This window comes from uncultured Dokdonia sp. (assembly GCF_947492815.1).
Lineage (GTDB): Bacteria > Bacteroidota > Bacteroidia > Flavobacteriales > Flavobacteriaceae > Dokdonia.
The window spans coordinates 37012-61041 of record NZ_CANLOB010000025.1 but is presented as its reverse complement, the minus strand read 5'-3'; the positions used below and the strand labels follow the sequence as shown (position 1 = coordinate 61041).

At 34.6% G+C, this 24030-nt stretch carries 16 protein-coding genes; 6 read left to right on the top strand and 10 right to left on the bottom strand.

All coding sequences use genetic code 11. The annotated features are described in order from the left end of the window. Positions 1–33: 33 nt before the first annotated feature. Positions 34–1266 carry a sialidase gene (locus tag Q1A01_RS18840; RefSeq protein ID WP_299683926.1) on the bottom strand — a complete coding sequence of 411 codons (1233 nt, stop codon included), beginning with the start codon at positions 1264–1266 and terminating at the stop codon, positions 34–36. Between the two features lie 60 nt (positions 1267–1326). Here Q1A01_RS18840 and Q1A01_RS18835 point away from each other — a divergent pair, with 60 nt between their 5' ends. Next, positions 1327–2775 (top strand): T9SS type A sorting domain-containing protein, encoded by a 1449-nt coding sequence (locus tag Q1A01_RS18835; RefSeq protein ID WP_299683924.1) that lies wholly within the window; start codon positions 1327–1329, stop codon positions 2773–2775. A gap of 11 nt (positions 2776–2786) precedes the next feature. On the opposite strand, the gene rimO is transcribed toward Q1A01_RS18835, so the two are convergent. Continuing rightward, complete coding sequence (rimO, locus tag Q1A01_RS18830; RefSeq protein WP_299683922.1) at positions 2787–4133, bottom strand: 30S ribosomal protein S12 methylthiotransferase RimO; 1347 nt, start codon at positions 4131–4133, stop codon at positions 2787–2789. 322 nt (positions 4134–4455) lie between these two features. Here rimO and Q1A01_RS18825 point away from each other — a divergent pair, with 322 nt between their 5' ends. Then, the gene (locus Q1A01_RS18825) at positions 4456–5574 is read left to right on the top strand and encodes a serine hydrolase domain-containing protein (RefSeq protein ID WP_299683920.1); all 1119 of its coding nucleotides are present in this window, start codon (positions 4456–4458) and stop codon (positions 5572–5574) included. A gap of 159 nt (positions 5575–5733) precedes the next feature. On the opposite strand, the gene Q1A01_RS18820 is transcribed toward Q1A01_RS18825, so the two are convergent. The 6 genes from Q1A01_RS18820 to mdh form a co-directional block, all read right to left on the bottom strand. Then, the gene (locus Q1A01_RS18820) at positions 5734–7407 is read right to left on the bottom strand and encodes an amidase family protein (protein WP_299683918.1); all 1674 of its coding nucleotides are present in this window, start codon (positions 7405–7407) and stop codon (positions 5734–5736) included. A gap of 85 nt (positions 7408–7492) precedes the next feature. Next, positions 7493–8446 (bottom strand): signal recognition particle-docking protein FtsY, encoded by a 954-nt coding sequence (ftsY, locus tag Q1A01_RS18815; protein ID WP_299683916.1) that lies wholly within the window; start codon positions 8444–8446, stop codon positions 7493–7495. Positions 8447–8654: 208 nt separating this feature from the next. Further along, complete coding sequence (gene secDF, locus Q1A01_RS18810; RefSeq protein WP_299683914.1) at positions 8655–11699, bottom strand: protein translocase subunit SecDF; 3045 nt, start codon at positions 11697–11699, stop codon at positions 8655–8657. Between the two features lie 156 nt (positions 11700–11855). Further along, positions 11856–12458, bottom strand: coding sequence for a hypothetical protein (locus Q1A01_RS18805; protein ID WP_299683912.1), 603 nt, complete (start codon positions 12456–12458; stop codon positions 11856–11858). A 248-nt stretch (positions 12459–12706) separates the two neighbouring features. Then, positions 12707–13558 (bottom strand): hypothetical protein, encoded by an 852-nt coding sequence (locus Q1A01_RS18800; protein ID WP_299683910.1) that lies wholly within the window; start codon positions 13556–13558, stop codon positions 12707–12709. 125 nt (positions 13559–13683) lie between these two features. Then, positions 13684–14610 carry a malate dehydrogenase gene (gene mdh, locus Q1A01_RS18795; protein WP_299683908.1) on the bottom strand — a complete coding sequence of 309 codons (927 nt, stop codon included), beginning with the start codon at positions 14608–14610 and terminating at the stop codon, positions 13684–13686. A gap of 246 nt (positions 14611–14856) precedes the next feature. Between mdh and Q1A01_RS18790 the strand changes: the two genes are divergently transcribed. The 4 genes from Q1A01_RS18790 to Q1A01_RS18775 all read left to right on the top strand — a co-directional run bounded on the left by Q1A01_RS18790 (position 14857) and on the right by Q1A01_RS18775 (position 20642). Further along, positions 14857–16128 carry a S8 family serine peptidase gene (locus Q1A01_RS18790; protein ID WP_299683906.1) on the top strand — a complete coding sequence of 424 codons (1272 nt, stop codon included), beginning with the start codon at positions 14857–14859 and terminating at the stop codon, positions 16126–16128. Between the two features lie 112 nt (positions 16129–16240). Beyond that, positions 16241–18994 carry a CHAT domain-containing tetratricopeptide repeat protein gene (locus tag Q1A01_RS18785; protein WP_299683904.1) on the top strand — a complete coding sequence of 918 codons (2754 nt, stop codon included), beginning with the start codon at positions 16241–16243 and terminating at the stop codon, positions 18992–18994. 292 nt (positions 18995–19286) lie between these two features. Then, complete coding sequence (locus Q1A01_RS18780; RefSeq protein ID WP_299683902.1) at positions 19287–19838, top strand: RNA polymerase sigma factor; 552 nt, start codon at positions 19287–19289, stop codon at positions 19836–19838. Between the two features lie 3 nt (positions 19839–19841). Next, on the top strand, positions 19842–20642 hold the full coding sequence (locus Q1A01_RS18775) for a tetratricopeptide repeat protein (protein WP_299683900.1): 801 nt from the start codon (positions 19842–19844) through the stop codon (positions 20640–20642). A gap of 37 nt (positions 20643–20679) precedes the next feature. Here Q1A01_RS18775 and Q1A01_RS18770 read toward each other — a convergent pair whose 3' ends face one another. Beyond that, positions 20680–21687, bottom strand: coding sequence for a DUF6588 family protein (locus tag Q1A01_RS18770; protein WP_299683898.1), 1008 nt, complete (start codon positions 21685–21687; stop codon positions 20680–20682). A gap of 180 nt (positions 21688–21867) precedes the next feature. Then, positions 21868–23811 (bottom strand): DNA topoisomerase (ATP-hydrolyzing) subunit B, encoded by a 1944-nt coding sequence (gyrB, locus tag Q1A01_RS18765; protein ID WP_299683896.1) that lies wholly within the window; start codon positions 23809–23811, stop codon positions 21868–21870. Positions 23812–24030: the final 219 nt, after the last annotated feature.

Genomic DNA, 24030 nt, shown 5'->3' with positions numbered 1-24030 from the left:
AGTTCGCTTTCGCGAAAGCGTATAAAACAGCAATTATAGTTTAAAAGATACCATCTCTATTTGTGAAGCATCCCCTTGAAGATCGGTCCAGGCGACATATACGGTATCATCAATAGTTTCCATCTGAGGAAAACCACTGGCGCGTTGTGCAGATGTTGTTGTGATGGTCATGGGAGCATCTTTATGTCCATCTTGATACACACGCACCATTTGCAAAACAACAGCTTTTTCTTTGGGTTCTAACCAACTTACCAAGGCACTTCCATCATTAAGAAACGAAGTATCTACTCGCCCAATGGCCATTCCTGCATCTACTCGTACAGGGTCTCCAAAGGTTGCACCATTATCTTTTGAAAAAGTGACCAAAACTCTAGGAGTATCATTGGAAGCAGTAAACCAAGTAATAACCACATTCTCTTCCTTCGTATCTAAAGCAGGTCCATTTACAGGGCAACCATTTAATTTCCATTGGTCATGATACACTGCTGTAGGGAGTCCCCAAGCACCATCTTCCCAACGTACAATATAGGTGTCACGTATTTCTTCTGCATCTTCAGAACGATCACGATACACAACTACTGGTCCATTATAGGTAATCCCAATAGCCGTATTACAACAATCACAAACTCTGGCATCTATTTCGGCATCTTCTCTTATCGTTCCATCTAGCCCTACAATAGCCGCTCGTAAACTCATTTGATTAAGCTCTTCGTTTTCATTTTTTGTATGACGTCCATCTAACCATGTAGCATAAAAACCATCGTCATAGGGTTTCATAGAAACAAAACCATGTTCGGCAGGAACGCCATCTGTATGTAATAAGAAGTTAGATTTTACGATCTTATCGCCTGATAGCAAATTTAATCTTACATCGTAGTCATACGTACCTTTTGCTGATTTCTGAAGGATATTGGTAAGTACTGTTTCACCATTTACTGCTAATGCTGGGAAATCTGCCCAGTTTACAAACCAATCCGAACCAGACGTAATTGTTTGTGGAGCGCTCCACTTATCATTAGTAAATGAAGCATATTTTAAGATCGTAAGTGAGTCTTCTTGTTCTACCCAACTCATATGCAACACATCATTTTGAGTTACCAATCTAGGTAAATGTGCTTTTCCTTTGCTTGGGTTTTCTATAGTTTTAAGTCGTGACTCAGGTACAATTTCTGAAGATTTCACAGAAGATTCTTCAGACTCTCCAATTTGTTTTTTACAAGAGGTGAGAATAACTATGATTAACAGTAAATAAAGGAATTTTCCCATTTTATATTATATTAACAAGTATCTTTACAAAGTTACTACTCTACAAACTATTATTTTAGAATGAAAAAATCTTTATTTTATTTATTATTTATTATCTCACACGTTTCATTTAGCCAAGTACAAATTGGACAAATTATAGACGGACAACTAATAGCGTCTGATTTTTTGGGAACTTCTGTTACTTCATCTGGAAACGGTCAAATTATAGCAATAGGAGGAACCGGAAATAATAATACTGGTCAATTTTTAGGTTATGTGAATGTTTTCATTTTAGAAAATGGCAACTGGTCACCATTGGGTGATCAAATAGTACCCCCTGAAGATGCTCTTTCATTTGGCTCTTCTATCTCTTTAACAAGTGATGGAAATACTATGATTATTGGAGCTCCTGAAGCAGAAGTTAACGGTCAAGGTCAATTCGCAGGAAAAGTATTTGTATACGAATATAATGGATCCGAATGGATTCAAAAAGGAACTACTATTAATGGAGGTCCAGGTTCTGCACTAGGCTTTTCAGTTGACATTAATGACAATGGAGATAGAATTGTAATTGGTATTCCAATATCATTCGCTCATGGACAAAGTAGTGGTAATATTGAAATATATAATTATGATGGAAATGATTGGGTCTTGGCAGAATTTTTACCTACTCCAGATCCATTAGAAGAATTTGGAAGTAGTGTTTCCATGTCTTCAAATGGAAATATTATTGCTGTTGGATCTAAAGCGCATATGCAATCTACAGGGCTTGTTAGAGCTTTTATATTTAGTTCCAACCAATGGTTTCAATTAGAGGGGGATATTTTAGGTGAAAATTCAGGAAATCTTTCTGGCTCAAGTGTTTCTATTAGTGAAAACGGAAATAGAATAGCAATAGGAGCTCCGTGGAATAGTAATAATGGAGGAACACAATCTGGGCATATACGTGTTTATGAACGACAGAATAGTGAGTGGATTCAAATAGGACAGGATATAGATGGAGAATCAAACAGTGCAAATATTGGCACTTCTATTGAATTATCAGCAAATGGTAATGTACTTTCATATACATCTAGAACTGGTGAACTATTCGCTTATGGCTTTATAAATAATAGTTGGGTGCAATTAGGTTCAACTATAGAGAGTATAATAGAAAATAACGCTTTCAATTCTGCAGCTATTTCTGGTGATGGATCTACAATAATCATTGGATCACCATTTGCATTAACAGTAGGTGGTGCAGCTAGAATTTTTGACATATCTGCACTACTAAATCTAGAATCTTTTAATCAATTAGACGCTTCTATTACTTTAGAAAATAATATAGGAATGGGACATCTACTAATCTATAAAGACAATCAGCTATTGAGCGATTCTGACTACAGAGTATTTGCTATAAGTGGACAAAAAGTAAAAGAAGATACACTTACAAATGGTTTTATTGATATTGCAAATCTAAGTACTGGCACATACTTTGTGAAAGTTAATATCAACAATTCAATTATAATAAGAAAATTTATTAAAGATTAAATATTTAATCTTTAATTTTTAGACTTTGCATGCATTGGTTTTGGTCTTTCTAATATTTCTAGAGGTTCCGCATATAAGTCAAAATCTTCTGCTTCTATTATTTTTACCGTGGTATAGCCTCCAGTTTTTAAGTAATACTTTGTGGCATCTATCAGTACTTCATTATCTACATCTGGACTATCAAATTCTGTACGACCCACAAAGTAATTTCCTTCTTTACGGTCAACTACAATTTTGAATTCTTGTCCTATTTTTTGTTGATTTAATTCCCAAGAGATTTGCGACTGAATTTCCATAATTTGATTGGCTCGGTCCATTTTCACTTCCTCAGGAACATCATCTTCCAAATTGAAAGCATGTGTATTTTCTTCATGAGAATAGGTAAAACATCCTAAACGTTCAAAACGTTGGTCTTTCACCCATTGTTTCAGCGTTTGAAAATCTTCTTCGGTCTCACCTGGGTATCCTACAATTAAGGTCGTACGGATGGTCATGTTGGGTACGCTTTCGCGAAAGCGGTCTAACAATGTATTGGTCTTCACCATAGTGGTACCACGACGCATCGACTTCAAAATAGGGTCTGAAATATGCTGTAAAGGAATATCAATATAATTACACACTTTAGGCTCGCGATGCATCACTTCTAGAACTTCCATTGGGAATCCTGTAGGAAACGCATAGTGCAAACGAATCCATTCTATGCCTTCTACTTTTACGAGTGCTTCTAATAACTCAGCTAGGTTTCGTTTTTTATATAAATCTAATCCGTAATAAGTAAGATCTTGTGCAATGAGAATTAATTCAGAAACACCATTGGCCGCCAGTTTTTTAGCTTCTGTTACGAGGTGTTCAATAGGTTTCGATTTGTGTTTTCCTCGCATCAAAGGAATAGCACAAAACGAACATGGACGGTCACAGCCTTCGGCTATTTTAAGATATGCATAGTTTTTAGGTGTCGTAGTAATACGCTCTCCTATAAGCTCATGCTTATAATCTGCACCCAATGCTTTTAGTAAACCTGGTAATTCTGTGGTACCGAAGTATTGATCTACATCTGGAATTTCATTTTGTAGATCTGGTTTATAACGCTCAGATAAACAACCTGTCACAAATACTTTATCAACATCACCTTCCTCTTTCTGCTTTACATACTCTAGAATAGTATTGACAGATTCTTCTTTGGCATTATCAATAAAACCACAGGTATTAATTACTACAATATTCCCTTCTTCTTCATGAGCCACTTCTTTGCCATTGGCTTTTAGTTGTCCCATCAATACTTCACTATCATAGACATTCTTAGAACATCCAAGGGTGACTACATTGATCTTATTCTTTTTGAGGGTTTTCGTTCTCATACCTATGTTTTATTCGGAGTGCAAAGATACGTTATAAAAAATAGGAGCAACATATAAATTAGTAAAACAAGCTGTTAGTCAGCCTTAGGCAACATCATACTTTTTATACAACTATTAACACTTGTCCATTGGGGAAGAATAAATTGTGTTTAGATACTGTATTTTCATTTTTTTCCTCAAACCTTAAAGGATAGAATAAAAATTTCTACTATTCACCCTTTCTTTAGGATAGAGAAAAAATAAAATGCGCAATTTTTAATCTAGTATTAAACGATTTGAGATTTACAGAGTCCAAAAGACAACCAAAATCAATATAATCTAGATGAGAGCTATGTACTTCATTGTGTTTTTAATATGCTTAGGTTGTTCTTCTTCTGATGACCCTACAGACACCACATCTGAAGAGATGACCACAGAAGAGCCTACACCTACTAACGGTGACACTTCAAATACAACCTTATATTTCCCTCCCATAGATAGTGACACTTGGGAAACAACAGCACCAGAACTAATAGGTTGGAACACTAATGAATTAGAACCGCTTCATACATTTTTAATAGATCACAATACCAAGGCCTTTATAATCTTAAAAGATGGAAAGATTGTGATTGAAGAATATTATAATGGTGCTTTAATAAGTGATAATAACCCTTGGTTTTCAGCAGGAAAAACACTTACCAGTTTTGTTACTGGAATGGCGCAAGATGATGGTTTATTATCTGTGGATGATACCAGTTCTACGTATTTAGGAAACGAATGGACAGCTATGTCTCCAGAACAAGAACAAGCCATTACAGTAAGAAATCAATTAACTATGACATCGGGAGGTGATTATACAGTTTCAAATACTTCGTGTACAGATCCTGAATGTCTTTTATATCTAAATGCTCCTAGCAACTACTGGTATTACCATAATGCATTTTATACATTATTACAACCTGTGCTACATGAAGCCATTCCTGAAGGGTTTGACACTTATTTTGACAACCGCCTCAAAAACAGTATTGGTATGAATGGCGCATGGATAAATATTGGTTTTAATCGTATTTATTTTAGTACTGCCAGAAGTATGGCTCGTTTTGGATTACTAAATCTTAACGAAGGGAATTGGGACGGAACACAACTTATTTCGGCTTCTTATTTTCAGGAGATGACTACCTCTTCTCAAAGTTTGAATCCCGCCTATGGATATCTTTGGTGGCTTAATGGAAAAGATAGTTATAGATTACCTAGTAGTACTGCCCAATTTTCTGGAAGTCTTATTCCTAATGCCCCAGATGATCTTATTGCTGGTCTAGGAGCAAATGATCAAAAACTATATGTGGTTCCTAGCAAAAAGCTCGTGGTCATTCGAATGGGTGATAGCGCAGGAATGGAAGTTTTAGGACCATCTGGATTTGATACTGAACTCTGGGAGAAAATCAATGCTGTTATTGAGTAAGGGTATGCTTTACCGTTTCACTCTCCTTGCAGTCGTGAACCTGCCTACCGACAGGCAGGTCTCACAAGTTCGATTTCATACTTCGATAATGCTCAGTATAAACTTCTGCATAACGATGTTCCTTGAAAGCGTATACAACCTCCCTACTGAATTAAGACATTACTCCTCATAACCTTCAGGAAGTTTACGCTCTTTTGAGATTTGCTCATACCCATAACCCAATTTTAGTAAATCAATTTCTGTAAAGGGTTTTCCAATAAAAGTAAGTCCTTCGGGCTCGTCGTCTTCAGCATATCCCATTGGAACGGTAAGGGCCGGATATTTTGCCATGGCAGCATAGGCCGCATGATAATTATTAATAGATAAGAAGGCGTCTAGTTTGTACTCATCCAAAAATGCATCAAAAAAAGCCCTTGATATCTTTTCAAGGTTATTTTTAATTTCTTCATTTTCTTGATCTGTTGTTTTATCGGCGACAATACCTTCAAATAATTGTTGTCCGTAAGGAACATGTATCAAGGTATCTTCTTTATTGAATGCAACAGCATCTGCAACATTTTTAATGGTTACCGAAGATCCTGAATGTTGCTTTAAATAGACAGGAAGATCATTTTTCATATCTATATTTAATACCGTAAGAAAGCCCGGAAGATTCACCTGTTCAGGTTCTATTTCCACAATAACACCGCCATTTGTTTTGATTTTTTCTATAGCAGTTGCGTATTGCGGATTTTCTAAATAGGAGGTTACGACACCAAAACGTTTTTCTTGCACCGTTCCTTTTATAACTTCTGAAGGTTTAAATGCGGGCAATGTTACAGATTTTGGGTCCGCTAAATCTTTCCCCATTAATGCTTGGTAAAGAATACTATTATCTATTGTATTTTTAGTCATAGGCCCGGGCGTATCTAAAGTACTGGAGATAGGCACAATTCCCGTTCTACTCAATGCTCCAATCGTTGGTTTTAATCCTACCACAGAATTCTGACTAGAGGGTGATAAAATAGATCCTGCCGTTTCTGTTCCAATAGCTGCTACTGCATAATTTGCAGCCACCGAAACCCCACTCCCTGAACTGGAACCTCCAGATTCAAATTCTAACCTTCCATAAGGGTTTATGGTTTGTCCTCCTACAGCACTATACCCTACTGGACATCCTGCACACAAGAAATACGCCCACTCACTTAAGTTTGCTTTTCCTAATATGATGGCATTTTCTGCTTCTAGTCGTTCTGTGATAAAAGCATTTCCTGTTTGATTATTTTGTAAAGCTATGGCGCCTGCCGTTGTGTTCATACCTGCCGTACCAACATTATCCTTTAAAAGGATAGGCATTCCAAAAACAGAGTACACATCGATTTGATTTTTATCCATTTGATCGTATGTTCTAGCTTTTGCGACTGCGTCTGGATTTAAAGTAATTACACCATTTAGCGCACGAGTATTATCGCTCTCTATACTTGCAATACGATAGAGGTAAAACAATGTAAGCTCTTCATAGGTAAATACGCCGTCTTTTATGCGTTGTTGTAATGTGGGGATATCCTTTTCTAAAACCTGCGGTAGGAGTTCTTTATAACGTGCTACTGAAAAACTTTGTAATTGCTCTTGAACAGGTTTCCAAATCTCATTTTTATCTCTCACTTTAGAATTTATGAGTTTAAGATGCATTCTAGGGTTTTCCAATTTTTGCGTCCCTGCCAAATCCTCGGTTTCATTATAAGGTTGCCAAACAATAGGATCATTTTTTATAATAGGTGTTGCTTCTGGTGATTCTTTACAAGAAAACAAACAATAGCTAATACATAAAAACAGGAATAAAGACTTTTTCATAGCGAATGATATTTTTTGTTTTCAAGGTATAAAAAAAGGCTTTACGATAAATCGTAAAGCCTCTGAATATTTTATAATTAACGTTCTATTTAAAGAACGAGTCTACAAACTCTATTTTGTTAAACACTTGTAAATCTTCTATTCCTTCTCCTACACCTATATACTTTACTGGAATTTGAAATTGATCTGAAATACCAATTACAACACCTCCTTTTGCTGTTCCGTCTAATTTAGTCACAGCAAGTGATGTTACTTCAGTTGCAGCTGTAAACTGTTTGGCTTGCTCAAAAGCATTTTGACCTGTAGAACCATCTAGTACTAGTAAAACATCATGGGGTGCATCTCCAACTACTTTTTGCATCACTCGTTTTACCTTCGTAAGCTCATTCATTAGGTTTACTTTATTATGTAAACGTCCTGCTGTATCTATAATAATTACATCGGCACCTTGATTAACTCCACTTTCTAAAGCATCAAAAGCCACAGAAGCTGGATCACTTCCCATTTGCTGCTTTACAATAGGAATATCTACACGATCTGCCCATACTTGTAATTGATCTATGGCAGCAGCTCTAAAGGTATCTGCTGCACCCAAAACTACTTTCTTTCCTTGCTTTTTAAACTGATAGGCTAGTTTCCCTATAGTAGTGGTTTTTCCAACACCATTTACACCTACGACCATAATCACATGTGGCTTGGTTCCTTCAGGAACTTCAAAATCAGTTGCGTTTCCGGTGTTTGTTTCACTTAATAATCCTGCAATTTCTTCACGTAAGATTTTATTAAGCTCGTCGGTTCCTAGGTATTTGTCTTTAGCTACTCGTGCCTCGATGCGTTCTATTACTTTAAGAGTTGTCTTTACACCTACATCACTAGTCACCAATACCTCTTCTAAATTATCTAGAACATCGTCATCAACCTTAGACTTTCCTGCAACGGCTTTACTCATCTTTTCAAAGAAGCTAGTCTTTGATTTTTCGAGTCCTTTGTCTAAGGTTTCTTTTTTCTCTTTTGAGAATATTTTTTTGAAAAAACTCATGTTTCTTTTTTGGATAGAATGTCAAAAATAATGCCTTTTCCTGAGAATGCAATTATGTCAGGTCGGTATCTCTTTTTATTGCTTTATTATCTACTGTTTTGACAGGTTCTTTATACGCTTTCGCGAAAGCGGACTTATATCTACATAAAAACAAAACCCGTTACACAATTGTATAACGGGTTTTTGTATCTCTAATAGAAAAGGAAGATTAAGCTTCTTCTGACTCTTCTTCTTTCTTTTCTTCTTTTAATGCTTTTTTCTGTACAGTATCAAACATCACAGGTGTTGCAATAAATAGTGAAGAGTATGTTCCTACAATTACCCCTACAATTAATGCAAACATTAATCCTCTAATAGAATCTGCTCCTAAGAAGAAGATCGCTAATAACACGATTAATGTCGTTACAGATGTATTTAATGTACGGCTTAATGTACTATTTAATGCTTGATTGATTAGTTTTCCAAATCCACGTGTTGATCCGTGCTCTTTGATATACTCACGAATACGGTCAAATACAACCACGGTATCATTCAGGGAGTATCCAATTACGGTCAGGATAGCCGCAATAAAGTTTTGGTCGACTTCCATATCAAACGGCATGATATTTTTGAAAATAGCGAAGATTCCAAGTACTAATAATACATCATGGAATACCGCCGTAACTGCTCCTAAAGAGAACTGCCATCTACGGAAACGTAATAAGATATATAAGAATACTACGATTAATGATCCAACAACGGCTAGTAAAGCGCCTCTCTTAATATCATCTGCAATCGTAGGTCCTACTTTGTTATAACTCATCTTACCAACAGTCTTCCCTTCGAAGGATCTACTAAAGTCTTCAAAACTTAAATTGGCAGGGAAGTAGTCTTTAAGAGCTCCGAATAATTTCTTCTCTACAGCTTCATCTACTTCGATACCGCTTTCTTGAATTTTATATTTAGTAGTAATCTTTAATTGATTATCTGCTCCATATGTTTTTACAATAGCACTTCCAAAAACAGCGTCACTAGCTAATAGTTCGCCAACTTCGGTAGAGCTAATTGCTTTTTCAAAACGCACTGTATAAGAACGTCCTCCTACAAAGTCTACACCAGCATTTAATCCTCCAGTTACTAAAGAGAAAACACCTACAGCTACTAATCCAAGAGAAATGATATACGCAACCTTACGTTTTCCTAAGAAATCAATTTTCGTATTTGTAAATAGGTTTTTAGTCATTCCTGTTGCAAATGCAAGTGATTTTCCATTCTTACCATAGTTATCTATGAAAAGACGTGTAATGAATATTGCAGAGAATAAAGAAGTAGCAATACCAATCATTAAGGTTGTTGCAAATCCTTGTACAGGTCCTGTTCCAAATAAGAATAAGATTAAGGCTGTTAAGAAGGTCGTAATGTTTGCATCCAGAATAGATGACAATGCATTATTGAAACCATCTTTAATAGCATCTTTTTGAGATTTGCCTTTTCGTAATTCTTCTTTAATACGCTCAAAGATAAGTACGTTGGCATCTACCGACATACCTATGGTTAATACAATACCTGCAATACCAGGTAATGTTAATACTGCTCCTAAACTTGCTAGTACTCCAAAAATGAATAGAATGTTTACAATCAATGCGATATCTGCAAATAAACCTGCTTTACCGTAATAGAATACCATCCATATCAATACAAGTAATAATGCTATCACAAATGAGATAACACCACTATTAATTGCTTCTTTTCCTAATGTTGCTCCAATTTCTTCTGCTTCAATTACATCTGCAGAAGCTGGAAGTTTACCCGCGTTTAATACAGTAGCAAGATCTTGTGCAGATTGTACTGTAAAGTTACCTGAAATCTCTGTGCTACCCCCTTTAATTTCTTTTCCTGCAGTTGCTGCAGATTGTACCGTATTATCAAGAACAATTGCTATCGCATTTCCTTTTTGTGCTACAGTACGTGTCATTTTTGCCCATTGGCTCACTCCTTGTCCTTCAAAATCAAGACCTACAGCAGGCTTTTGTTGTTGTGTATATTGTTGACGTGCATCATTTACAACATCACCACTCATATAAGGTGCTCCAGAACGATTAGATTCTAGTGCATATAAAGTAACTCTTTCTACTTCTGTGATATCATCACCTGTTCCTTGTTCTAGTGTCTCTACATCTCCCCAAGTAAATTTTGCAAAACGTAAGTTAGCAGGGCGTAAACGTACAATTTCTGGAGTTCTTAAATAAGCATTAATTTTTGCTGTATCCTTAACTGCAGCATATCCAATCGTAGAGATCTGTCTGTATTGTGGATTTAATGCTATTTGATTTGGTTCAAAAACATCAAATAATGGATTGTTTTGAGCTACTTCTTCCTCTTCATCTTCTTCTACATCTTTTAATAATTCATCTACTACATTATCTGTATTTTCAGTTGAATCTTGTACTACTTCTGTTTCTTCAACTTCGTCTTTCTTAACCTTGGCAGCTAAGGCTTGATTCACTGAAAATAAATACTGTAATGCATCACCCGCATAATGTGTTTCATAAAATTCTAATTGAGCTTTAGCGGTTACAAACTCTACAGCACGTTGAATGTCTTTTGCTCCAGGAAGTTCTACTAAAATACGACCATTATCTCCAAGGCTTTGGATATTAGGTTGTGTTACCCCAAATTTATCAATACGATTACGTAATGTTTCAAAAGCCGACTGGATCGTTTCTTTAACTTCTTCTCTAAGAACTTCAGCAACTTCAGCATTAGGTATGTTTGCTTTTCTTATTTTATCTCCTAGAACAACATTAGAAAAAATATCTGGATCTGCTAATTTTTTATCTCCTCCTTGCGCATCAAACGCAGTTAAGAAATCATCTAGATATGTATTCTGACTATCTTTTTGTGCTTCATCGGCTGCATCTAAAGCAGCAATAAATTTTGGATCTCTTTTTCCATTAGCTAATCCTCCTAAGATATCTCTAACAGAAATTTGAAGAATTACGTTAATTCCTCCTTTAAGGTCAAGACCTTTATTTAGTTCTTTTTCTTTTGCTTCGTTGTAAGTAATTCCAGCATATATTGGAAGTTTCCCTACACTGTCTAGGTATATACGCTCTTGTCTATCTCTTTCATCTGCGTTATCACCTGCTTTACTGATGGCAAATTCTTTTGCCGCTGTCTCTGTTTTATTTGCTAAATACGTAAATCCAAGTTGGTAAATACATACCAATCCAAATACGATAGCAAATAATCGAATGAGTCCTTTATTTTGCATTTTGTTGTTTTTTGCGATCAATTATCAAAGTCAGTACATCTGTGATGTATTACTTATTTTTGATCATTACTATTATATGGTAATTTAGTTGAAGCTCTTCATTTGAAAAGCTGTTGGGTGTGTGATTATCGAAAATCACTTAGGATAAGAATTCTTTTAAGCTGTGGGTCCTGCCCTTACTTCAGGGATTTTATATGCAGCTTCATCTATTGCAGTTGCAATATTTTTATAGCAGATATATGCTATTTTCTCAATTTTATTTTTTTGCGCTTCAGTTTGCTTACTTTTCGTAGCATAAGAATCTGGAGTAAAAAAACGAATGATTTCTGATTTTGCTTCTAAAACATTTCCGTTAGAACCAACGAAATCATTGTTATTTTGAATTTCATAAATATCTAGTTGATATTCTTTCAATTCTTTTTCAGAAGGTAATTGTGCATCTTCTTTATCTGAAGTATGACTAGATGCTATTTCAACACTTTCTGAGAATATTTTTTGAATTTCAGAAACCTCAACATCACTATAATACGTGATTTTCAAGGTGCCATTTCCTAATTCCTGAATCTTGATACTATGAACTCCTACAGCTTCTAATTGGCTTTTAACACGAGTAATGGTGTGTTGCGCTTTGTCTGAAGCTATTTCAGCATCCGTAAACTGAATAACAAGTTCTTGATTGGGTGCAGAAGAGCGTTCCGAGCTAATACCTAAAATAGCTAGGATAAAAATGAGAACAACAATGTACCATTTATTTTTCACGCGTCTGATTTCAGAAACTTAAGATTTACATTTTATAAAGTGATCATCATCGATCTTTTTACAAAACGTGCAAATATAGGGTTTCAATTATGAAAACCCAATATTTTTTATAGTACGAAATTGCAACTATTAAATGAAAGACTAGGTACACAAGATAAAAGAGAGTTCATTGTTTAATAACTGCTCCTTTCTATAATTTACAGGGTGTTGTATACGCTTTCGCGAAAGCGTACTTAGCAAAATCTACATCAAAATGTTTGTTTATCTATACTAACTATTTCTAATTGCTGTATAGGGCCGCTATTGAGAATAGCCGATAAAGCAAAGGCTTCTTTTTCTGTTAAGTTTCCACTTATTTCAGTCATACCTCCTTTAATAGCTGTGGCTGCTCTGGCCGCCATCATTACTTGATTATCGACAACAATGGCTATAGAAAATCCTTCTTGGGATGCTTTTCTGGTTAATCGCTCCCATTTTTCTGCTTGTAAGGCTTCCATATTAATTGAAATGCTAGGGCGTCCATCATAAGACCTGCTAGTTCTTGCCATTGAGACAATATCACCTGTCATTGCTGGACGTTTTCTAGTACCCACTTCTAAAGCATATAATGGCAATCGTTCTGTTTGACTATCAAACAAACCCCAGGCAAATTGTATATGAAGTGGACGCTCATTTAAGTGACTTCTAATTTCTGGCTTCATTAATAGTTTATTAATTGCTGCCGTATCTTCTACCTTGACATACCCTAACTCTGGTGACTCAAAAACAGGAACAATATAAAACACATCTTCAAAAAGAGGTTGAGATTCAGTACTGTCTGCAGCATACATTTTTGAGACTTCCTGTATAACCGACCCCACATCTGCTAAGTTTTTTGTTTCATAAAATGCAAGATTTCCTTTGGTAGTAATTATTTCTTGTACAATCGTATCTGAAGCATCGCTTTTAAAATTGATAGTGATTTCTTTTGCATTTTTTTTATTGATATTGACTACTCGCGAGATTGTTTCTAATCGTTCTTTAAGACGTGTTATAGTGACATCCTCTATAGCATCTGAAGTAACTTGGATCGTGTATTCATATTTTGGTTGATTTGACATACAGGATATCAAGCAGATGAAAAGACAAAAAATGCCAATTGATTTTATAGACATATTAGAAATTGTTTTAAATAAAAAAAGCCATCCGAAGATAGCTTTTTTTATTATAAATTATTGTTTGATGCTTATGCGTCTAAAAGACTGTTTGTTTTCTTAACGCCTGCTGCACTTTCTTCTAAGTGTGCTCTTTCTGCATCACTTAAATTAATTTCTACGATTTTTTCAATACCGTTACTACCTAATACTACAGGTACTCCAATACATAAATCTGAAAGTCCATACTCTCCATCTAATAAAGTAGAACATGGGAATATTTTCTTTTGATCACAAGCAATAGCTTGTACAAGACCTGATACTGCAGCGCCTGGCGCATACCATGCAGAGGTACCTAAAAGCTTTGTTAATGTCGCTCCACCTACCTTCGTATCTTCAAGTACTTGTTGTAAACGTTCTTCACTTAAAAATTCTGAAGCTGGCACACTATTACGAGTAGCCAAACGTGTTAAAGGAACCATTCCTTTGTCAGAGTGTCCTCCAATTACCATTCCGTCTACATCAGAAATAGGTGCTTCTAAAGCCTCTGCTAAACGATATTTAAAACGTGCGCTATCTAATGCACCTCCCATACCGATAATACGATTTTTAGGAAGTCCAGTTACTTTATGAGTTAAATATGTCATCGTATCCATAGGATTAGATACAACAATTAAAATCACATTTGGAGAATGTTCTACAAGGCTCGTTGCCACAGATTTTACAATTCCAGCATTAATTCCTATCAGCTCTTCACGTGTCATTCCTGGTTTACGAGGAATACCAGAAGTAATTACCGCGATATCACTCCCTGCTGTTTTGCTATAATCACTAGTTGAACCTGTGATTTTTGTATCAAAACCGTTGAGAGAAGCCGTTTGCATTAAATCCATAGCCTTTCCTTCAGCATATCCTTCTTTAATGTCTAGTAATACAACCTCACTTGCAAAATCTTTAATAGCGATATATTCGGCGCAACTTGCTCCTACTGCTCCTGCACCTACTACGGTAACTTTCATAAATTTATTTTTTTTAATTTGTTATTGTTTTTTCAACTAGTCGCAAAAATACAGTTTCTTTAACATTTAATTACTAAATAAGGGTTAAAAGACATCTTAAACTATTCATTTTTTACTTTAAAAGTATTATAGGTGGGTAACAAAATTATATGTTTTGCCTCTACCCATTATATAAGCATATCAAGGTATATATATATTGAAAATGCTTATTAAAATCCTAAACCTAATTTTAAAAACCAAAAAATTATGAAAAAATTATTTTTTTTAGCGGCGTTTCTTTTTTTGTGTATTATCTCTGGATGTGAAAAAGACGATAGTCTAGATGAACTATTAGAGAATGATCTTAAAAATACTACTGCTAATTTCACATTACCTATTAATCCAATAGATATAGATAAAGGCGAAATTGTAATTAAATATGAAGAAGGTCTTAGTGAAGCTGGCAAACAAGAAATAAGAGATCAGTATCAAGTAACGGAGTATAAAAAATGTGAGTGTGCCGATCCTACGCTCGAACTATGGGTTTTTGTTATTGATAGTAGCGGGGAGACTTCTAGTGGTTTAACATTAGAAACGGTTGTTAATGGTACTAGAGAGACATTAGGTGTTGAGGGATCTCAAATGAATACCATTATAAAACATAAAGGAGGAAAATTGAATAGCGCTTTTGGCCCTGACGACATCACAAGTGCTACCAATCTATTAAAATCTTCTAATAATGGGGTCACTATAGCGGTATTAGATACGGGTATCGACCATAACTACTTTGGTTTTGAATTGCCTTTTATCTATAACAATTCATTAAATACTAATGCTTGTATAGATGATGATATGATAGACTATGTTGGATGGAATTTTGTAGATAATAACAATATCCCTTTTGACAACCATGGTCATGGAACCCAAGCTTCTTATATGATATACGAGAAGTTAACCGCTCAAAATATCAATTTTCAGATACTCCCTGTAAAAGTATTTGACGAAAATGGAAATGCTCGTTATTTCGATATTCTTTGCGGATTTAAATACATTTTAAATAATAGTGACGTAAAAATTATCAATATGAGTTTTGGATGGTATGGTACAGAATATACACTATTAAGAGAATTTATAGAAAGTGCTCAAGATGATGTTCTTATTATAGCATCTGCTGGTAATGAATCAAATGACAACGATATTATAGCTCATTATCCATCTTCATATAATTCAAACAATATACTTTCTATAGCGTCTTGGAATGGAAATACCTACAATTCAGGTCTCTCTAAATTTTCAAATTACGGAACGCAATCTGTTGATATTGCAGCACCTGGACAGAACATTCCATTCTATATAGATGAGAATGATTATATATTACTTTCAGGAACCTCATATGCCAGCGCATACACCTCTGCCATTGCTGGAACATTATACACACCCGGTATAGCTCCAATGCAACATATTGAAAGCATACTTTATACATGCACACTCAGCAATAATTTAACAGACATTAAATATCAATCATATTTAGACTATTAATTTGGTTTGGATAATTAGGTTTAGGTAGACACTTATTGTTTAAACCACCAAGGGGAAGGAAGTAAAATTCCTTCCCTAAAATAGTATATATTTATAGTGCAAAATGCTACCTATGAGAATAATAAGCAACACCTCCCTACTATCACTAGTATGTTTATTAACAGTTTCTGTTTGGTCTCAACAAGCTCCAAACTCCTATGTTGACTCTATTCTAGATTTAAAAATAACCAATACCCAAAAAGTAACTCAACTAGAACACTATTTTGAATCACTTCCTAAAGAAACTGAACTATTAGAAGATGCTTATTACTTATACTCCAGATGGTATTATGGGTATGTAGGTGATGATAAAGCGCAAGAATATGGAAAAAAGGAACGCGCATTACGTTTAAAAAAGTTAAATCCAAAAGCAGATAAAACACGACGAAATTTATATAACCTCGGTTACTTTCATCATAACTCAAATACTCCTCAGCTATGGAAGGCAAAGGCATATTATGACACTTTGGTTTCTGTTTCTGATGACCGTGATGCCAGATTAGGTAAAGCATATGGAGAATTAGGCATTATTTACGATAAATGGGGAGACTTCCAAAATGCCCTTGAACACTTTTTATTAGCAGAACAGATTCTTAAAGATCAGCAATACGATAACATGGCCATTAAAGTACTTAACAACATTTTAGCGATGTATGTAGAGCTCAATGACCCTATTTATCTAGATGATTTTATTGAAATTAAAAAGAAGATAGACACCTATGATCAATCAGATGTTTCTCCATCAACAGAAGCTTCTATAATCAATAACACCGCAGCAATGTATCAGATTGCAGGCTTACCAGAAGATGCTGAAAAAAATGCCCTTAAGTCTTTTAAAATATACAAAGACCTAAACAGTCTAGATAAAGCATTTAATGCTATAAGCTTACTGGGTGTTATTGAAACTGAAAAAAACAATTTTATTAAAGCAAGAGATTATTTTAATCAATCATATGCCTACACAGAAGAAAGAAATGTTCCTTTGAGTAACATTTCAAACAATCTTGGTAGTCTTGAATTCAGAATAGGAAATTATGAAAAAGCATTAGATCACTATTATGAGGCTATTTCATTAATCACTAAAGATGATCCATCTGTAAAAAAACAATTACCAAACCTCTCTGAAATAAGTATTTCTCCAAATAAAAAATTCCTTTTCAGTTACTTATATGATGCCTTAAACGCATGGATTGCTTATTATGAAAAAGATCAAAATGAAGAGCATTTACAGCAAGCACTCAATGTATTGAAATATGCAGATACTGTAAGTGATGAACTTTTCTTAGAAAGTCAAGAGGAACTATCAAAGCTAAGTTGGCGTAAAAAAGCAGCTCCCTTATATATGAATGCTATTAAAGTTGCGCATCTTCTTAATAAACCTGAAGTCGCATTTTACTATATGGAGAAAAAGAAGGGGCTTCTTTTATTAGAAAACACTACAGAAACCTTAGCCAAACAAAGAGCAAATATACCACAAGAGATACTAGAAACTGAAAGTAACATGACCTCCAGTATTAGTAGTTATTTAGACATTATAGAAAATACACCTCTTACTAATACAACTACTGATCAGATAAAAACAGCCAAAAAAGAATTGTTTTCTATCAAAAGAAAATATCGAAAATTCATAGATTCAATAGGTGTTTTGTATCCTATTTATAGAGATTTTAAAAAGCAGCTAAATGTATCTTCTCTTGAAAACATTAAAGAAACACTCCAAGCAAATGAACACATCGTTAATTATGCTTTGGGAGATCGCTTGGGATATGTAATGCATGTTTCTAATAATGAAATTAAACTTAAAGAAATTCCGGTCTCTATAACAACTCTTCAACAACAAATTGAAGAATTCCAACAGACTCTAACACGTCCTTTTACAACCTCTCAAGAGATTACACGCTATAAAAAACTAGCAGCAAATTTGTCAAGTGTATTATTGCCTTTTACACGCTTTCGCGAAAGCGTACCAGGAAGTTCTCTAGTTATTATTCCTGATGGCGATATTCAGAAAGTACCTTTTGAAGCACTTATCCTATCCGAAGAATTAAATATTCCCGAAGCTTACTTTATAAACACATATAACATCACGTATAAATATTCTCATTCTTTGGATGAGCGTATTACACAATTATACCCCACAGAAAATAAAAACATTAGTTTTCTACCTACAGATTTTAAAGATAATTATCTAGACAAACTTCCGAACAGTGCAAAAGAAGCAACCGAAATAGCAGTCTATTACAACAACCAAACGTATACAAAGAAAGAAGCAACTAAAGCGTTGTTTTTAGTTCAATATGAAGACAATAGTATCATTCACATTTCCACACATGGAGGCACAGACAACTATGGGCCATGGTTAGCATTTTATGATGAAAAACTTAGACTAGAAGAGCTCTATACCACAAAAAAGAGAAAGGAATTAATCGTTTTAAGTGCTTGCAAAACCGATGTTGGAGATCTCAAAAAAGGCGAAGGGGTTTTTAGTATTAAAAGAGGTTTTTTTAAGGCTGGAGCCCGAAGTGTAATTTCGACGCTTTGGGATGTCAACGAAAAAGCAAATATGGAGATTATCACGGCTTTTTACAAGGAGTTATCATCAGGAAAAAAGAAGTCTGAAGCGCTTCGAAATGCAAAATTATCCTATTTAAAAAAACATGCAAATACTAGTGAAGCTTCTCCTTATTACTGGAGCGGTATTACACTAACAGGACACGATAATACAATTGATTTAGGAATAACCCCTATGACATATATATGGGGATCTCTCATCATTAGTGTCATAATTATTTTAGGTATTGGCATTAGAAAACGTTTTTACAAATAGTCACTTAATTAAAAATAACGAGCATCCAAAAATGAATGCTCGTTTTCATAAAGTAAATCATTATAGATATACACTCTCGATTATAAAATTATTTCTACAATGACTACTTTAAAAAATGAATACTCCAACATCTTAATAATTGTAATTACACGTACGTATATCACAATTATAAAAACAATACCTACATATTTAAATTTAAAATACTTGATTTACAAATAAGAGCGCAAACAAACATTTTGTTACCCGATATTTTTCAAGTACTTTAATCAAGTCATTTAAGGCATTTTATTTTATGAATAAAAAAGATCCTTTTATTGATGGTTTTCTAAATGGGAAGCCTGATATATTCAATAAACTCTATACCGAATCCTTTCCTGCTGTACAACGATATATTGTAAGCAGAGGTGGTTCTAAAGCGACGGCAGAAGACATTTTCCATAACGCATTAGTCATCCTTTTTGTAAAATTAAAGAATGAAGAATTGCAAATACAATCGTTTAAGAACTATTTGTTTACAGTGTGTAAAAACTTATGGCGAAGAGAATGTTCACAAAACAGGGTAACAAATTTACCTTCGACCCCTCTTATAGATGAAGCTGTTGACTTAGCCAAATTTTCAATTGAGCAAAAGCAATGGGATTTATATCAAGAGAAATTAAAAGAATTATCAGAGAATTGTAGAAAGTTACTTTTATTGAGTTTTAAAAAAATTACATATAAAGAGATTGTAAAGGTTTTCAATTACGCATCAGAGACTGTTGCGAGACAACGTGTCTTTAAATGTAAATCACGTTTAACAAAACTCATCAAAAAAGATAGTAGATATCTACGACTTAAACCCTGAATTATGAATGATGAAGAATTAAAAAACGAAGCCATTGAACGTTATCTCCTTATGGAGATGCCACCTGATGAACGGAAAAGTTTTGAAGAAAAAATAGCGCAAAACGCTGAATTAAAAGAGCAAGTAGCACTATACAAAGCACTATATGCTACAGATGATGATTCGGAAGAATGGATCACTACCGAAAAAAATAATGAACTATTAAAAAAAGAAGCAACACTATTTAGAGCACAAGAAACTAAAGACTTTTCTAAAGCCCTTAAGGACTATAGAGCAGCAAATACGAAGACAAAACGCTCCTTTTTCACACCTCAATTATGGAGTGCTATTGCTGCAGTCATTATCATAGGCATCTTTATTTTATACCCAAAATCTCCTAGTTTATCTAAGCTCTATGAAAACTATCATAATTGGGAAGAATTACCCTCTTATGTTTCTAAGGGAGATGACAAAGCTCTAACTTTAAAAAATATAGAAACCACTTTTCGTTCTAAAAACTATCAGAATGTTATTAGTATATCACAAACATTAGATACTTCTATATACAATACAAATCCTCAAATATCATTATATATAGGTGTTTCTCATCTAGAGACAAATCAACACGAAAATGCTATAACAGCTTTTGACCGTCTTATACAAAGTAATGCTATAGATTTTCATAAAGGATATTGGTACAAGGCTCTCGTTTTCTTAAAGAAAGGAGATAAAGAAAATACTATAAAAATATTAGAAACAATAGTTGCAAATCCTACATACTATAATTATGAAAAAGCAAAAGAACTATTAGATGAGATAAAGTAAACGTTATTTTAGAGATGAATACCTCTAAAGGCATCCGTTATATTTTATAATGAACTGATAGGTTATAATTTGCAAACGTTCCAAAAGTAAATGCATTTGATACATAAAAGTCACCGATGTGATAATTTACACCTATGTCTCCTTTTACTAAAGTTCTCGAAGCGTCTAAATCTTCTAAAAGCGTATTTAAAAGCACTAATACAAGTCCTTGTTCTCCACTCATAACAAATTGAGCATCACTCACTATGATTCCGGCACTTCCAAAAAATTCAAAATTTTTATATTGTTTTGAGGCTATTCCTTGAAATAACCATGAATCTAGTGTAACATCTAATTGATTTACAAACAATAAAGGAGGATCTTCTGCATCTGGACCATCAATTTGAAAAGCATCAAATAGTAATCCAGAATTAAATCTCGAATACGCAACTTGCACAGCTACTTCAAGAGGATTGTTTGTACTTTTATCATCAGTTCTTTTAAAATACTGACTAATTGAATGCTTGAGTGCAACTCCAAAAATACCATATTCAGCATCAGAAATTTTTATCTCAGGAGAATAACGTATGGAAAGATCTGTTTGCTTCCACAAGCCAATAGACGCTTGAAAAAAAGGATGGAATAACTGATTCTCATTTACACCTTCAAATGCCTGAAATTCATTAGGTTCGCCACCTATATCAAAATCAAAGAAAACATTAGTATCACCGCCTAATACTGTAGGAATTGTAGCTGTCTCTCCTCCTCGTATACGCAATGCATTAAAATCATTATTAGTAATAGTAAATGCACCTCGACTTTTAGGGATAAACAAACTATTAATATGTATAGAAGCATCTACCTCAAATAAATCTAAGCTTTTTGCAGTACTCGCCCAACCACTCGTGGCTTGATAGGCAGCACCATCTGCCCCAGGGGCAACATAGCGTTCTGAAATAAGCAACATATCATTTAGAATGAGCTCTGTATCTTGTAAGGCATTTTGAGAATGTAACGTCATAAAGCTCCCTATAAAAGAGAGTGTAAGTAGGATTTTAATAGACATGATAGTAGTTTATTTGCGAGCGAAAATAAGGGAAATTAAATTAAGTTGCCTTGTAAATGATTTCTTGGGTGTTCTCCAATAAAAAAGACGAATAACCAAATAGTTATTCGTCTTTTTGTGTAAAGAATATAATTTCTTAAGTATCAGATTTTAACACCTAAAACATATAGCGTTTTAGGATTAAACATCAATATTTGCATATACTGCATTTTTTTCTATAAACTCACGACGTGGCGGAACTTCGTCACCCATAAGCATTGAGAATATACGATCTGCTTCAGTACCATTATCAATAGCAACCTGTCTAAGCGTTCTAAATTCAGGATTCATGGTTGTGTCCCATAATTGCTCTGCATTCATCTCTCCAAGACCTTTGTAACGTTGTATAGATACTCCTTGGTTTCCATAAGAAGCTGCAATCTGATCACGTTGCTCATCATCCCAAGCATATTGCTTTTTCTGTCCTTTTTTAACAAGATATAAAGGAGGTGTAGCAATATATACATATCCTTTTTCTACAAGCTCTTTCATATATCTAAAGAAGAATGTCAAGATAAGTGTAGAAATGTGACTACCATCCACATCGGCATCACACATAATCACTACTTTATGATAACGCAGTTTTGATAGATTAAGCGCTTTACTATCTTCTTCTGTTCCAATAGTAACTCCTAATGCTGTAAAGATGTTTTTGATCTCTTCATTTTCAAAAACTTTATGTTGCATTGCTTTTTCTACATTCAAAATCTTACCACGTAATGGCAGAATTGCTTGAAACTCACGATCACGTCCTTGCTTAGCCGTACCACCTGCCGAATCTCCCTCAACAAGGAATACTTCGCATAATGTAGGATCTGTCTCAGAACAATCAGATAATTTTCCAGGAAGCCCCCCAATACTCATAACGGTCTTACGCTGTACCATTTCACGTGCTTTCTTAGCAGCATGACGTGCTTGTGCGGCAAGAATTACTTTTTGAACAATGGTTTTAGCATCATTCGGATTTTCTTCCATGTAAATTTCAATCATTTCTGCAACTGCTTGCGAAACGGCCGATGTTACCTCACGGTTTCCTAATTTTGTTTTGGTTTGTCCTTCAAACTGAGGCTCTCCAACTTTTACAGAAATAATAGCTGTTAATCCTTCACGGAAATCATCTCCAGCAATATCAAATTTCAGTTTGTCTAGCATTCCTGAATTATCTGCAAACTTCTTAAGTGATCCTGTCAAACCACGACGAAAACCTGCTAAGTGCGTTCCTCCTTCATGCGTATTAATATTATTTACATACGAATGTAAATTTTCAGAATAACTATCATTATAAATCATAGCTACTTCTACAGGGATACCATTCTTCTCGCCTTCCATAGAGATTACATCACCTATGATAGCGTTACGTGTACCATCTAAGAAACGAACAAATTCAGAAAGTCCTTCTGTACTATGAAATGTTTCTCCTTCAAAATCACCATCTTCCTTTTTATGTCGCTTATCAACAAGTGTAATCGTAATACCTTTATTAAGATAAGCAAGCTCTCTTAAACGAGATGCTAGTGTATCATAATTATACTCCGTGGTTTGTTGGAAAATACTTCTATCCGGTAAGAATGTAACTTCTGTTCCAGTAAAATCTGTATCTCCAATAGCCTTTACAGGATATAATGCTTTTCCTCTTTCATATTCTTGTTCCCAGATTTTACCTTCTTTGTATACGGTAGCTCTTAAATGATCTGAAAGTGCATTTACACAAGAAACCCCAACTCCGTGAAGTCCTCCAGATACTTTATATGAATCTTTATCAAATTTACCTCCAGCACCAATCTTGGTCATTACAACCTCCAGTGCAGATACCCCTTCCTTTTTATGTATTCCTACAGGGATACCACGACCGTTATCACGTGTCGTAATTGAGTTATCTTCATTTATCGTTACATTAATGGTATCACAGTGTCCTGCAAGTGCCTCATCTATTGAGTTATCAACAACTTCATATACTAAATGGTGTAATCCTCTTACACCTACATCACCAATATACATGGATGGTCGCATACGTACATGTTCCATCCCTTCTAAGGCCTGAATACTATCTGCTGAATACTGTTTTTTGTTAGCGTCTTCGCTCATATATAGTCTTCTTAAAATTGTCTTAAAAATCTAAGGTTAACAAATATAAAAAAAGGGCACCGTACATAGGGTTAAAAGCGTGCCAAAACCCTTGAAGTTATCAACAATTTGTGAAAAAGTAAACGCGCGTAAAGTATAGTATTTATGCGCTTTCGCGAAAGCGTATACATTCAAAATCCGTTTTGTTTGTAAATGACCTAAAATCAAGCAAAAAACGCC